This is a genomic window from Aeromonas sp. MdU4 (genome assembly GCF_041929505.1).
Taxonomy (GTDB): Bacteria; Pseudomonadota; Gammaproteobacteria; order Enterobacterales; family Aeromonadaceae; genus Aeromonas.
In genome coordinates, this window is sequence record NZ_JBHFMW010000029.1 from 169,872 (window position 1) to 182,898 (window position 13,027).

The following is a 13,027-nucleotide window of genomic DNA, read 5'->3' on the forward strand; positions in this document are numbered from 1 at the left end:
GAGGTTTCTGGCGATGCATGGCGTCGCAGCATCACAAGCAATGGATATGTCGCTTTATGGCTCACTCTTCACGGACAATTGATCATCAGTTGGCTTACTCCATATTCCCCATTTGGTTGGGGGCAATCCTGCTGTTGTTGATCCTGCTTGCCTGGGCGCAAGTCTCTGCCGCTACGCGAATTGAAGAGCAGCGAATGGCGGAGCATCTGTTGCGCGTGAGCAAGGCTGTGCAGGCGGATGTGAGTGCGCTGGATGCATTTAGTCGCGACTGGGGGATTTGGGATGACAGCCATCGATTTCTGGCCAGTAAAAATCGAAGCTACATTGAAGCCAACCTGTTTAATGACATGCCAATGCGGGACTTCAGCCTCAATCTGATGAGTCTTATGGATCTTAATGGCTATGAGATCTGGACCCGGACTCTGCTACCCGACGCCCCCGGGATCAATCCGGATCAGTTTCCCTACTTCCTTGATGAGCTGAAAAAACAGTTAAGAGAGCAGTCGGTGGCGCAAGGGGGGGTTAACTTGCATGGCATCAGAGCCTCCCAGTGGGGTCCTTTGATGTACTCCTGGCAGCCAGTCAGGAATAGTGACAATTCGGCGCCATTCAATGGTTTCTTGCTGGTAATGCGCTGGTTAGACCAAGACTATCTGGAACATGTATCAGAGCGGACAGCGCTGCCTCTGGCCATTTCCCATTCCAATCTGGATGTCAGTGCTACCTTCAAACCGTTGAAATCCAATATGACTTACCGTCTGATTGATCTGGGCCTGACTCGGTTGCGGGGAGAGGTCCGGTTGCTGAATAGTGATCACCAACCCGTCTTGACGCTGGTGATCGAGGAGGAGCGCAAAGTATTGGGTAGTGTGCTGGAGGTGGCTATCTGGACATTTTTCGGCATGCTGTTTATCAGTTTTTCGTGCGTCATGCTCTCCATGTATCGGCTCAATAGCATCGTGCTTACGCCCTTGCAGCAACTGGTGTCGGCACTGCAGCGATTTGGCGATCGGCCTGATGCCAATTTGGTCCCATATATCGACAGCAGTGTTGAAATGGCGACTCTGAGTGGAAAATTCCGAGAGATGGCCAGCAAGGTAAGCTTGCAGCATGATGAGCTACTGGCCAAATCCAGCCAGATGGAGAGGGCTGCCTCCATTGATCCCTTGACCCGTTGTTTCAACCGACGCTATCTGGATGGCTGGTTAAATACCCATTATTCCCGTCCTTGCCTGCTCTTATTGCTGGATCTTGATCACTTCAAGCGGATTAATGATCAGTTGGGCCACGATATTGGCGATCTGGTATTGAGTCAGTTGGCCGACCTGTTGCGCAAACTGGTGGTGAGTGAGGTTGAACCGATTATCCGTCTGGGCGGGGAGGAATTTTTACTGCTGTTGCAGGTGGATGAAGATGAAGAGGTGGCATTGCGGGTCGAGTATTTCAGGCAGCGAGTGGCACAGCATCGATTCGGCAAGGATGAGAACCCATTACGTTTGACTGTTTCATCAGGATTTTGCCGTTACCCATTGCATCCTGCCATACCCGATACATTTTGGAGTCACAGCTTTAAATTGGCTGATATGGCTCTTTATCGGGCTAAACAGGAAGGGCGTAATCAGTGGTGTGGCTATACGGGGTCACTTTCCCCGGATGCTACCACTATGATGGCTAGCGAGTTGGTAGAGGGTCAATATCTGCAGGTAAAACGAGCAGAAAACAGTGATTAGCCTTGTCTTACCAAAACCAGATAGGCCAGTGCGACGATAAAACCGAGCAGAATAAAGATAAAGGATCCGATCCCCCAGGTGGCAGCGAGAAAGGTTCCCACTTTTTGCCATCGCGACTTATTTGTCATAAACAAAGCACTACTTCCAGATAACTTTATTGCCGCAAAAATACGCTTGTTTGCCTTGATTAACAACAATCAATCGTCATCCGCTGCCACTTAAAGATGTGCTTGGCACGCTCCTTTATCCTTGATTACGCAGCCATTCACGGTCGGTGACATCTGATCTTCAGCTGTGTATCTGGTGTGGCGGCAAGATGGGGGTGATGGTAAAGGTGTCACCTCAATCAATTTATTTCTGTGCAACTTTTGCTCCAAGTCAATAACTTTGCATTTACAAGGGCATATAGTCAGCAGGCTTACAGCATCAAATGAAAACAAAAAAAGGGATTACGTGATGAAAAAATTACTTCCTCTGATGATTGCCGCTGCAGTTACCTCTCCCTTCGCTATGGCTCACCAAGCTGGCGATATTCTGGTTCGTGGTGGTTTGGCATTTGTCTCTCCACAAGAGAGTACCTCCCCGCTTGATCTAACGATCAATGACAATATGCAGCTCGGTTTAACTCTGACCTATATGGCGACAGATAACTTCGGTGTTGAGTTACTGGCTGCAACACCGTTCTCCCACTCTGTGAAACTGGGGGATACCGAAGTTGCCAAGGTCAAGCACTTGCCGCCGACCCTGATGGCTCAATACTATTTTGGTGATGCCCAGAGCAAGGTGCGCCCATATGTTGGCCTTGGTGTGAATTACACCACTTTCTTTGATGAGAAGGGTCGTGGTCCGCTGGCAAATGACGATATCAGTCTGGATAGCTCTTGGGGTGTTGCCGGACAAGTAGGTATCGATATGGCTATTACCGATCGTTGGTTTGTCAATGGTTCGGCTTGGATCATGGATATCGATACAGATGTTCACACTCAATCAGTGGGTACCATCAACGCCAAGATTGACCCTATGGTCTTTATGGTGGGCGCTGGCTACCGATTCTAATGTTCTGATTCTGGTGGCTGACCTTTACTGGGTGGCTACGGAAAACAGTAAAGTACGTCTCTTTTAGCTCGGTTTGCGCCGGGCTTTTTTGTGTCAGCCAAGTCGTGACAGATTGTGATCCAACACCATACAAATCAATAAAATACTCCCTCTTCCCACTCAGTTATTCGCCACCTGTGCCGATAGTGACTATGTTCACTTTACCTTCCCCCAATGAGTGAGGATGTCTCCATGGGTTTATCTATTGTGCAGCGGATCATCGCCGGATTCGTGTTGATGCTGCTGTTGCTGATCCTGCTTGGCGTGATCAGTACCTTTAAAATCAAGGGTATAAACGATGGTCTCTCTGCCGTTTCCGATCGGGCGACCCCCTTGGTGGTGGCGGTTGCCGATCTGAAGGGGGCTTTGCAAGACAGTAACCGCTGGGTGCTGGTGTATCGTACCAGCGAAGATGCTGCCCAGTTACCGCAGCTTGCCAGCAAGTTCAAAGAACAGCAGAACCGCTTCGCCCAACTCAGTCAGGAGATGGGCAAATTTACCGAGGTGGCTGATGCTCGTGCCCGGTTCCAGCAAGTCGAGGGCGCAACGAACCAGTTCTACGGTTTGGCTGATCAAGTGTTGGGTCAGCACGGACAGTGGGTTAATGCTCTTGAACATCGCCGCAAGTTGGAAATGGAATTTATCCGCCTTGAGGATACCTACCAGTGGGCGGCAGATCTGCTGTTGCAGCAGACCGCCAGCAAGCGTTCCATGCGCAACAAGGCGGAGCTGATCACCTCCGGTATCGCCCGTGATTTGAAAAATATCCGTCGTGCGGATGCCAAAACAGATCTGAATGGTCTGGAAAAGGTGTTGAGTAAGGATATCGAGATGGCTCGCAAGCGTCTTGAGCGGGTTCTGGTGCCGGATGATGTGAAAGCACGCTTTGTCTCCAATCTGGATCGGATGCAGGAGCTGGCGCTCGGTGCTCAGGGATTGCTGGCCACCATGCGCCAGGCCCAGCAGCTGGAACTGTCACTGGCAAGCCTGAATCAGCAGCTCGATGCCAGTTTGGTCAATAGTCTGAATTTGCTCGATGAGATGGGTAAGTCTGCCGGCGCTATCGCCAGCAATAGCCGGATCCATGCCGATGCTGCGGTTAGCAGCGCCAGCTTCTGGATCCTGGTGGTTGCCGCGCTTTCAGCCGCAGCGGCATTGGTGATCGGTTATACCACTGCGCGCAGCATTCAGCGCCCGTTGCAGATGATCAATAAGGAGCTGGATTACATGGCGGCCGGTGACATGACCCGCCGCATCAACTACCGCAGCAACTGCGAGTTTGGCAACCTCTCCCGTTCTATCGATATTTTGGCTGGCAAGACCGGTGAGCTGCTCTCCCAGATCAATGCGGGCTCACGCCATCTGGTTGATGAGGCGAGCCGCGCGGCCGAGATCAGTGATAGAGCCATGTCCCGGGTGCAGGAGCAGAAGAGTCAGACCGATCAGGTTGCAGCAGCTATCACCGAACTTGAAGTGAGCGCAACTGAAGTCGCTCGTTCAACCGATGGCACCAAACGTGAGGTGGATCTGGCCGATGAAGAGGCGCGTAGTGGCCGCCAGAAAGTGGCGACGACCCGGCGGATCACCGAACAGTTGGCTGGTGCGATGGAAGAGGCGGTCGGCATTACCTACAAGTTAGGTGAGTTCAGTAACAATATTGGCAGCATCCTTGATGTGATCCGCAGCATTGCCGAACAGACCAACTTGCTGGCGTTGAATGCTGCCATTGAAGCGGCCCGGGCTGGTGATGCCGGGCGTGGTTTTGCGGTGGTCGCAGATGAAGTACGGGCGCTGGCCAATCGTACCCAGACCTCGACCGAAGAGATCCAGGGGATGATTGAGAACCTGCAAAACTCCAGCAAACATGTGGTGGAGGTGATGGGGCGTAGCCAGGAGCAGACTCAGAGCTGTGTCGATCAGACCCGCGAGATGGATGTGGCCTTGCAGTCCATTGCCGATCGGATGAGTGCCATCAAGTCGATGGCCGATCAGGTAGCCCATGCCGCCCAAGAGCAGATCTCGGTCAGCCAGGGTGTAGCCCGTCATATTGCCGGTATTGCCGATGTGGCATACGAGACCGAACGAGAGGCGCGCGAATCAGCCAGCAGTAGCGAAGTGCTGGCTGAGCTGGTCGCCAAGCAGCAACAACTGATTGCACATTTCAAGGTCTAGGAGGGCTTATGTCTAAAAAGTGGATTGGAGCCCTGAGTCTCCTGTTATGTGGTCAGTTGATGGCCAGCGAACTGGTGATCGAGAGCTGGCGTACCGACGACAAGGTGTTGTGGGAGCAGAAGATCATCCCGGCGTTTGAAGCCTCTCATCCCGGTATCAAGGTGAGTTTTCACCCGGTTCAGAACGTCAACTACATGCCGAGCTTGTGGGAGAGTCTGAAAGGAGGGAAGGCGGGCGATCTCATCACTTGTCGCCCGTTTGATGATTCGCTCGCCCTGTTCAAGGCGGGGCATCTGGCCGAGCTGACTGAAATGGCGGGGATGGAGAACTTCCCGAGCTTCGCTCAGTCCCCCTGGCAGACCGATTCGGGGGCTCAGACTTTCTGCGTACCCATGGCGTCGGTGATCCATGGTTTCTTCTATAACAAGAAGATCTTCAGTGAGTTGGGGCTCACTGTGCCGCAAACTCGTGACGAGTTTTTTGCCGTGCTGGACAAGGTCAAAGCCGATGGGCGCTATGTGCCGCTGGCCATGAGCGGTTCCGAGAGCTGGGTTGCCTCCGAGCTGGGTTTTCAAAATATCGGTCCCAACTACTGGAAGGGAGAGGATGGCCGGCTGGCGTTGATCGGTGGGCAGGAGCGGATCGACAACCCTCAATACGTGAAGGTGTTTGATGAACTGGCTCGCTGGCATGACTATCTCGGCGATGGGGCCGAGAGTCGCGATTACGCCACCAGTAATGCGCTGTTTACCTCGGGCAAGGCCGCGTTCTATGTGGCGGGCTCCTGGGAGATCGCGCCCTTCACCGGTAAGGTCGACTTTGGGGTGATGCGTCCGCCGGTGGCCAAACAGGGGGATGGCTGCTTCTTTACCGACCATACCGATATTGGCATGGGGATGAATCCGGCCAGCAAGAACAAGGAGGGGGCCATGGCTTTCTTGCAGTGGCTGACCACTCCCCAGTTTGCCGAGCTCTATACCAACTCGCTGCCGGGTTTCTTCTCCCTCTCCAACCACTTCTTTGATGTCACCAATCCGGCGGCCAAAGAGATGATGGAGTGGCGTGACCAGTGTGATTCTACTATTCGGGTGGCGACCCAGATCCTCTCCCGCGGTACACCCAAGCTGGGAGATGAGCTGGCCGAGGTGAGTCAGGCCGTGTTGCTGGGCAAGATGGAGCCCAAGGCCGCTGCCGAGCGGTTGGAAAATGGCCTCAAGGGGTGGTATGTCCCCCAGCAGGGCAATAAAGCCAAGGGGCAAGACTGTCAGTGCGATGCGGGACAGGTTCCAGCTGTGGCGGTCTCCGCAGCGCCTGCGACAGGTGAAACGCCTGCCGTGGCGGCACCCTCTGTTACTACTCCCGCGGAGCCAGTATCTGCGGCGACTGCGCCACTACCGGCGCCTTCGGCTGACGTGGAGCAGGCGCTCTCGAACGAGCTGGAGGCGCCGCAGCAATAAGGCGTTGTATAACAAGCGGGAGGCATCAGCCTCCCGTTTTTATTTAGCAGCAGTTGTGGGTTGCTCTATGGCGTTTCATGAGGCCAGCGACAGAGACTGCCAATACGGGCTACCGGGACAAACCCCAATGTGCGGTAAATCCGTTGGGCATGGTAGTGCTCGTCAGCAACAATAATCAGTTGCTTGGCACGAGCCAATCCTTGGCGGGCAACATGACAGAGTAACTGGCGACAGAAGCCCTTGTTGCGCCAAGCCTGGTGAGTACGTACCAACTGAAATCTCCCCAAGGTGTCGCTGAAGAAGAGGCCGCAGCTGGCGATCAGCTGCCCCTCCAGCCATATTCCCCACCAGTCACCGAGTCCATCGGCAATCATTGCCTGATAGAGCGCTTGTCGGGAGCGTAAGTAGGGGAGGTAGCTCTCTTTTGAATGCCCTTCATCCCGCTCATGGAGTTCGAAGTCGAGCCACGCTTGCCAGTCGGCGGTAGTGAAGGCCCGTACTTCTGCTGGAATGGGGGCGGGGCTTGCTGGTTGCCAGCCTTGCTCGTCAAGCGCCATCACCACGCACTCCAGATACTGATATCCGGTGGCGACAAACCCGGCGATCCGGCTGTTTTGTCCCGCCGCCAATGGCCACTGGAAGGTGCGGTGGCGAATTCTGGGGTCGTAGCCGATAAGTTGATCAAAGGTGGCCTCCAGCCAGCCTTTGTCCCGGTCGCTCGGTGGAGAAGAGAGCAGAAGATAGTTGCCGAAGTAGTAGTCAGGAGCATCCGGTGTGCGTACCGCCCAGAACTGTTCGTACTGAGTGACTTCGCCCTGATAGCGATCAAACAGCAAGTCGGTGGCAAAGCCTGGGTGGGTATCCATGATGGTGCTCCTGCGAAGACTCAAGTTGTTATCGGCAGGAGAGGGAAATAGATGAAAAGGGGCCGGAGAAACCTCCGGCCAAACAATCACACGCAGATTCAGAACGTCCAGGACGATCTGGCGCCATCATAACTCGGCTGTGGCAATTTTGGGATGGCACTTTCTGGTTACTTACCGTTAATTTTATAAATATGAGTATGGTCCGAGAGGGTTAAGGTAAATCGCTGTTGACTTTGTGCCGCTTTACTCATAAATATAAAGACGTTTAGACGTCCAAACATCCGTTTCGGCGTGCTTAGATGGATTGCAGGACAGGGAGAAGAGCAGATGGGTTTTCACAGTGCGCGCCAGGTTGAGGCACTCAACCAGAGTCTGGCTGATTTAAACGGCGATATATCGGTCAGTTTCGAGTTTTTTCCACCCAACAGTGAAGGGATGGAGAATACCCTCTGGCAGTCCATTGAGCGGCTGAAAGTGCTGGAGCCCAAGTTTGTCTCCGTTACCTATGGTGCTAACTCCGGCACCCGGGATCGCACTCACAAGGTGATCAAGGATATCAAGGAGCGCACCGGCCTGATTGCGGCACCACACCTGACCTGTATCGATGCCAGCCGCGACGAGCTGCGAACCATTGCTCGTGACTACTGGAACAGTGGTATTCGCCATATCGTGGCCCTGCGTGGAGATCTGCCTCAGGGGTTGGAGAAGCCCGAGATGTATGCCACCGATCTGGTTGCTCTGCTCAAGGCTGAAGCTGACTTCGATATCTCGGTAGCGGCTTATCCGGAAGGTCATCCGGAAGCGAAGAGCGCACAGTCGGATCTGCTCAACTTGAAGCGCAAGATCGATGCTGGTGCCAACCGCGCTATTACCCAGTTCTTCTTCGATGTGGAGACCTATCTGCGTTTTCGCGATCGCTGTGCTGCCATCGGTATCGATGCCGAAATCGTGCCGGGGATCCTGCCTGTTTCCAATTATCAGACCTTGGCCAAGTTTGCCGGCTTCACCAACGTGAAGATCCCGCGCTGGATGCATCAGCGTTTTGAAGGGCTGGATAATGATCAGATGACCCGCAATCTGGTGGGGGCGAGCATCGCGATTGATCAGGTGAGGGTGCTGAGCCAGGAGGGGGTGAAAGATTTCCACTTCTATACCCTGAACCGCTCCGAATTGACCTATGCCATCTGCCATACCCTGGGAGTTCGGCCCAAGGGCTAAGTGACAACGCTTGTAAAAGCAAAAAGCCAATGAGTTACTCATTGGCTTTTTTGTTATGGCCACTCAGGGTCTGGTGGGGGCGATCTCTTTCGGTTCAAGATCGATAACGGCATTGCCAGCCGCTCCCGGATACTGGTGATAGCTCTGATCCTGCTCCAGGGTGTAGAAGGTATCGAGATAGTCATCGTTATTGGTCATCCAGGAGTCAGGCAGCGCTTTGATGATGCGGCCGCCGAGATCGAGGGCGGGCAGAGCCTCTGGTACGCCTCCGGCCGTAAAACCCAGCTTGAGGGCATCAATCAGCAGGGCGCTTAGCTCCTTGTAGTTGACGTTGTCATCCTGCTCCATCATCACCACATCGACCGCCCCCCAGCGATAGCGATCCCAGTAGACCAGGATCTGGTTTGGGGTGTAATCGGTATTGTCATAGTCGAGGTAGGGCATATCGACGATATCGACCACAGGCTCATCCCGGCTGGGATTGACTCCGGCGACAACCGCATAGACTTCTGCAGCCCCGAGCAGCCAAGGCTCCTGATCATCTTTGAGTCTGATTTTCTTCAAAATGCTTGTTTTGAGGGGGGTTGTACTGGTCGCTGCTTGCGGGGAGCTTTGAAGGTCAGCATTGGCCAGCGCTCTGCGCATTACCCTCAAGCCTGCATTTTTAGCTTTGACGGGATCGGCTTCAACCACCAGAACTGGCCGAGCCGGTGCTTTGTCTACATCCAGATAGACGGGGTTGCCCGCGTTGTCGAATGCTTCGATGGCGCTCCAGCTTTTCTCATCTCCACTCGGTACATACGCGATCAGCGGTTCGACCCCTTGTTGCAGTGCCGCCGCCTGTTCGGTGTTGGCCAGTCGCAACTGCATCAGCTGCTTGACCTCACCATCCAGTCCTTGCCGGCTGATGGCAGCCTGGTTGGCGTCAGTCGCTTGACGTTTGAGTCGTGGGCTGGCCTTTTGCAGCAAGTTGGGAAGCGGGCTTTGGTATTGCTGATTGCTCAGCAAGGGTTGCAGGTCTTTCTGCTGCAATGCGAGCTGGCGAGCCAGCTCTCTGTCTGCGTCGGCGGCGTGTGCCGTGCTGGCGCTCAGAAGCGCCAATAACAATATGAGAGCCTGATGTTTCATTATTATTCTCCGCTGCGTGAACCTGACGGGGCATCATGTCCGGGAAGCATCGTCCCTGACTCCACTAGAGGGTAATTAGTTTCTCCTGTGAACTAATTTGTTTGGATCTTGCGCAGGCCATCACGGTTTGAGAGTAAATTGGTTGCTTTGTCGATACAAATGGAGCTGATGCAGAGCAAGCCCGATCACCAGACCCCAGCAGGCAGCACCGATGCCTAGCAGACTGATCCCGGACGCTGTAATGACAAAGGTGAGCAGCGCCGCTTCGCGTGCCTCATCCTGTTGTAATGCCGAGTGGAGACTGCTGCCGATGGTGCCAAGTAGTGCCAGTCCAGCGACACAGGTGACCAGCGTTGCTGGAAAAGCGCTAAACAAGGTGGCGACGGTGGCGCCGAAACAGCCGGTCAAGAGATAAAAGCCGCCAGCCCAGATAGCCGCAGGCCAGCGGCGGTTGGCATCCGGATCTACCTCTTTCCCCATGCAGATGGCGGCGGTAATGGCTGCCAAGTTGAAGGCATAGCCACCAAATGGGGCGAGTAACACGCCGGTTAGCCCCGTCCAGCCGATCAGTGAGGAGGTGGCTGGTTGATAGCCATGAGCTCGCAATATGGTCACGCCCGGCATGTTTTGGGAGGTCATGGTGACAATAAACAGTGGCAGTGCGATGCCAAAAAGGGCGTCGAGGGAGAAGGTTGGCCAAATCCAGATGGGGCTGGCGAGTTGCCAGTGAATGGTGTCCAGCTGTAGCTCTCCTCGCAAGTTGCAGATCAGAATGCCCAGTGCCAGTACCAATACCATGGTGTAACGGGGCCAGAGGTGGCGGCCTAGCAGAAAAGCGAGCAGCAGCACGCCAAGCAGCAAGGGGTCTTGCGGGGCAATTTTGAACAGATCCAGTCCAAATCTGAGCAGTATTCCGGCCAGCATAGCTGCAGCCAGCGGTGCCGGGATATGCCTCATCAGACGGTCGAACCAGCCGCTGATGCCACACAAAGTGATCAGGAGGGAGGAGATCGCAAAGGCCCCGATCGCCTCGGTCAGGGTGAAGTGACCCAGACTGGTTATCAGTAGCGCTGCACCAGGGGTTGACCATGCGGTTAGCACGGGCATGCGGTAATAGAGGGAGAGGCAGATGCAGGTGACCCCCATTCCTATGCCTAGCGCCCAAAGCCAGGAGGCGATTTGGGCGGTATCGGCCCCCGCTGCAGTAGCAGCTTGGATAATCAGAATCACGGAGCTGGTGTAGCCGACCAGAACGGCAATAAAGCCTGCGACTATATGGGGGAGGGCGAAAGGCATTGAATATCCTCTAGGCATTGTGACGCACTGTGCGTTATTACGTACAATATGGTCTCGACTATAACCTTGTGCGTTATAGCGCACAAGGCACGTTATGCCGGAATGATAAAGAGGCTGTTATGCAAGAGATGAATCAGCATCTGGCTAGTCGCCTGAAGGAACTGCGATGTGAACGGGGCTGGAGCCTTGATGCTGCAGCGCGCGAGACTGGCGTCAGCAAGGCAATGTTGGGTCAGATTGAGCGGGGCGAATCGAGCCCGACGGTGGCGACGTTGTGGAAAATTGCGACTGGTTTTCGCGTCTCTTTTTCCAGTTTTATTGAGCCCACACCAGCCATCCAGGGAGAGACGCTCTATCGCACCGCCGATGCCATTCGCCAGCAGCCAGCAGGAGAGGGCATGCAGGTGGCACCTCTTTTTCCTTATGAAAAGCGATTTGGCTTTGAGTTACTGGAGTTGATCTTGCTGCCGGGTTATCAACGTGAATCCGAGCCCCACGAGGCGGGGGTGACCGAGCACGTTATTGCTATTAGCGGTGTGATGGAGGTGCTGGTGGAAGGAGAGTGGCACCCTCTGGTGCAAGGAGAGGCGGTACGTTTTGCTGCCGACCGCCCTCACGGTTATCGCAATCTGGGGGTTGCTCCGGCTACCTTTCACAACCTGATCCACTATCCGGTCGCCAAGCCCTGAGCATGGTCCGCTGGTATCAACCCGGTCGGCCATCTGCTCTGGGGCCGGTCAGTATCGGGGTGTAGACCCAGACAAACAGACCATAGGCGGCGATCCAGGCAAGAGCACTGACGTTCCAGCCCTGCAGAGTGAAAGCAGGCCAGAGTAGTGGAATTACCACCCGGGTCACGGCTGCAACTATGACCAGGGCAAATGCAACAGTGATCCTGCGCACCACCTGCAGAGCCCGACCGCTGTGGCCGAGGGATACTCGCGCAATCATTCCCAGGATCATGGTGCCCATGCAGCCTGCACTGAGCAGATGGCTGGCCATTGACAGCGTAATAGGCAGCCCCGCGCTATGTGCCGCAAGGGCGAGCAGGCCAAGGGGAATAAACAGATAGGCGAGATGAAGGGACCACAGCAGGGGATGCACAAGGGTCGATGGCAGATGCCAACGCAGTTGTCGCCACAGATGCAAACTCGCCGCCACTATATATATGCTGGTGACCCACTGGGTGGGCAACAGTAGCCAGAGCAGCAAGATAAGCCACTGTGCTGCGAGCGTGGCCCGTTCCAGCCAGAGCAGAGGCGTCGCTTTATCCTGGCCGGTCGCTCGGGCAGTGAAGAACGGAATAACCCTTCCGCCCATCACAGCGATCAGGGTGGTGAATAACAGCACCGTGGTGATCAGCAGATGTTCGACTGTGGTCCACTCTGCATGCCACAACCAGCTGACCCCATTGAGCAAGGTCAGTATCAGCAACAGGGGTACGAAGAACAGGTTACGCCATTGCCGGGTGAGCAGAATAGGCTTGGCGAGGAACCAGGCACAAAGCGGCAGCCAGAGCAGGTCTGCCACCATCAGGAGCGTATTGCCCTCACCCAGCCAGGGTAACAACGCCCTTGGCAACATCCATAGCCCCACCACCAGTGCCAATGGCCAGCTCCGAACGCCGGGATGGGCCGTCCAGTTCTGTACCGCCGTAAGCAGAAAGCCCGCGACGATGGCGGCACCGAAACCAAACAGCATCTCATGGCCATGCCACCAGACAGGGTTGGCAATTCCAGGCAAGGTTAGCCAACCGTTGAGCTGTCCCAGCCAGAGCAGCATAGCGACGGCAGCAAACAGCGCCCCAAACAAGAAGAAGGGGCGAAATCCCAAGCGGAACAGCGGGACGATTTGCTCTTCTTTGCGGCTATCGAGGATCTGATGCATGAGGGCATTCCAATTGAACATTTTAAGTGCCAATTATAAAATTGACTTTTCAAATGTTCAATTTAAATCCGGCAATAGTCAGGGTTGATGCCATTTTGAACAAAAAAAGACGTGATTGTTTGATATCTGAGCGAACGAACTTTTTTGCTGAAAAAGCCCTTGTCATCCCGGCGCGGCT

The 13,027-nt window shown here is 54.6% G+C and carries 10 protein-coding genes; 6 read left to right on the plus strand and 4 right to left on the minus strand.

Annotated features, from left to right (window positions below; genetic code table 11):
• Positions 1–56 precede the first annotated feature (56 nt).
• The 4 genes from ACE1BR_RS17950 (at position 57) to ACE1BR_RS17965 (ending at position 6,454) form a co-directional block, all read left to right on the plus strand.
• Positions 57–1,730, plus strand: coding sequence for a diguanylate cyclase (locus ACE1BR_RS17950; RefSeq protein WP_374872660.1), 1,674 nt, complete (start codon positions 57–59; stop codon positions 1,728–1,730).
• A 456-nt stretch (positions 1,731–2,186) separates the two neighbouring features.
• On the plus strand, positions 2,187–2,786 hold the full coding sequence (locus ACE1BR_RS17955; protein WP_374872662.1) for an OmpW family outer membrane protein: 600 nt from the start codon (positions 2,187–2,189) through the stop codon (positions 2,784–2,786).
• Between the two features lie 231 nt (positions 2,787–3,017).
• Positions 3,018–4,997 (plus strand): methyl-accepting chemotaxis protein, encoded by a 1,980-nt coding sequence (locus tag ACE1BR_RS17960; protein WP_374872664.1) that lies wholly within the window; start codon positions 3,018–3,020, stop codon positions 4,995–4,997.
• Between the two features lie 8 nt (positions 4,998–5,005).
• Positions 5,006–6,454 (plus strand): ABC transporter substrate-binding protein, encoded by a 1,449-nt coding sequence (locus ACE1BR_RS17965; RefSeq protein ID WP_374872666.1) that lies wholly within the window; start codon positions 5,006–5,008, stop codon positions 6,452–6,454.
• A gap of 65 nt (positions 6,455–6,519) precedes the next feature.
• On the opposite strand, the gene ACE1BR_RS17970 is transcribed toward ACE1BR_RS17965, so the two are convergent.
• Positions 6,520–7,320 carry a GNAT family N-acetyltransferase gene (locus ACE1BR_RS17970; RefSeq protein ID WP_374872668.1) on the minus strand — a complete coding sequence of 267 codons (801 nt, stop codon included), beginning with the start codon at positions 7,318–7,320 and terminating at the stop codon, positions 6,520–6,522.
• 327 nt (positions 7,321–7,647) lie between these two features.
• On the opposite strand from ACE1BR_RS17970, the gene metF reads away from it, so the two are divergent.
• Positions 7,648–8,538, plus strand: a complete 891-nt coding sequence (metF, locus tag ACE1BR_RS17975) for a methylenetetrahydrofolate reductase (RefSeq protein ID WP_374872670.1) — start codon at positions 7,648–7,650, stop codon at positions 8,536–8,538.
• A 63-nt stretch (positions 8,539–8,601) separates the two neighbouring features.
• Here metF and ACE1BR_RS17980 read toward each other — a convergent pair whose 3' ends face one another.
• Positions 8,602–9,666, minus strand: a complete 1,065-nt coding sequence (locus tag ACE1BR_RS17980; protein WP_374872673.1) for a DUF3103 family protein — start codon at positions 9,664–9,666, stop codon at positions 8,602–8,604.
• Positions 9,667–9,786: 120 nt separating this feature from the next.
• Positions 9,787–10,962, minus strand: a complete 1,176-nt coding sequence (locus tag ACE1BR_RS17985; RefSeq protein WP_374872676.1) for a benzoate/H(+) symporter BenE family transporter — start codon at positions 10,960–10,962, stop codon at positions 9,787–9,789.
• A gap of 119 nt (positions 10,963–11,081) precedes the next feature.
• Here ACE1BR_RS17985 and ACE1BR_RS17990 point away from each other — a divergent pair, with 119 nt between their 5' ends.
• Positions 11,082–11,651, plus strand: a complete 570-nt coding sequence (locus ACE1BR_RS17990) for a helix-turn-helix domain-containing protein (protein WP_374872679.1) — start codon at positions 11,082–11,084, stop codon at positions 11,649–11,651.
• 16 nt (positions 11,652–11,667) lie between these two features.
• On the opposite strand, the gene ACE1BR_RS17995 is transcribed toward ACE1BR_RS17990, so the two are convergent.
• Positions 11,668–12,849 carry an NnrS family protein gene (locus ACE1BR_RS17995; protein ID WP_374872681.1) on the minus strand — a complete coding sequence of 394 codons (1,182 nt, stop codon included), beginning with the start codon at positions 12,847–12,849 and terminating at the stop codon, positions 11,668–11,670.
• Positions 12,850–13,027 lie beyond the last annotated feature (178 nt).

Excerpts from the sequence above, each read along its gene's own strand:
- ACE1BR_RS17950 (WP_374872660.1), top strand. The coding sequence starts at position 57 with ATGGCTCACTCTTCACGGACAATTGATCATCAGTTGGCTTACTCCATA.
- ACE1BR_RS17955 (WP_374872662.1), top strand. The coding sequence starts at position 2,187 with ATGAAAAAATTACTTCCTCTGATGATTGCCGCTGCAGTTACCTCTCCC.
- ACE1BR_RS17960 (WP_374872664.1), top strand. The coding sequence starts at position 3,018 with ATGGGTTTATCTATTGTGCAGCGGATCATCGCCGGATTCGTGTTGATG.
- ACE1BR_RS17965 (WP_374872666.1), top strand. The coding sequence starts at position 5,006 with ATGTCTAAAAAGTGGATTGGAGCCCTGAGTCTCCTGTTATGTGGTCAG.
- ACE1BR_RS17970 (WP_374872668.1), bottom strand. The coding sequence starts at position 7,320 with ATGGATACCCACCCAGGCTTTGCCACCGACTTGCTGTTTGATCGCTAT.
- metF (WP_374872670.1), top strand. The coding sequence starts at position 7,648 with ATGGGTTTTCACAGTGCGCGCCAGGTTGAGGCACTCAACCAGAGTCTG.
- ACE1BR_RS17980 (WP_374872673.1), bottom strand. The coding sequence starts at position 9,666 with ATGAAACATCAGGCTCTCATATTGTTATTGGCGCTTCTGAGCGCCAGC.
- ACE1BR_RS17985 (WP_374872676.1), bottom strand. The coding sequence starts at position 10,962 with ATGCCTTTCGCCCTCCCCCATATAGTCGCAGGCTTTATTGCCGTTCTG.
- ACE1BR_RS17990 (WP_374872679.1), top strand. The coding sequence starts at position 11,082 with ATGCAAGAGATGAATCAGCATCTGGCTAGTCGCCTGAAGGAACTGCGA.
- ACE1BR_RS17995 (WP_374872681.1), bottom strand. The coding sequence starts at position 12,849 with ATGCATCAGATCCTCGATAGCCGCAAAGAAGAGCAAATCGTCCCGCTG.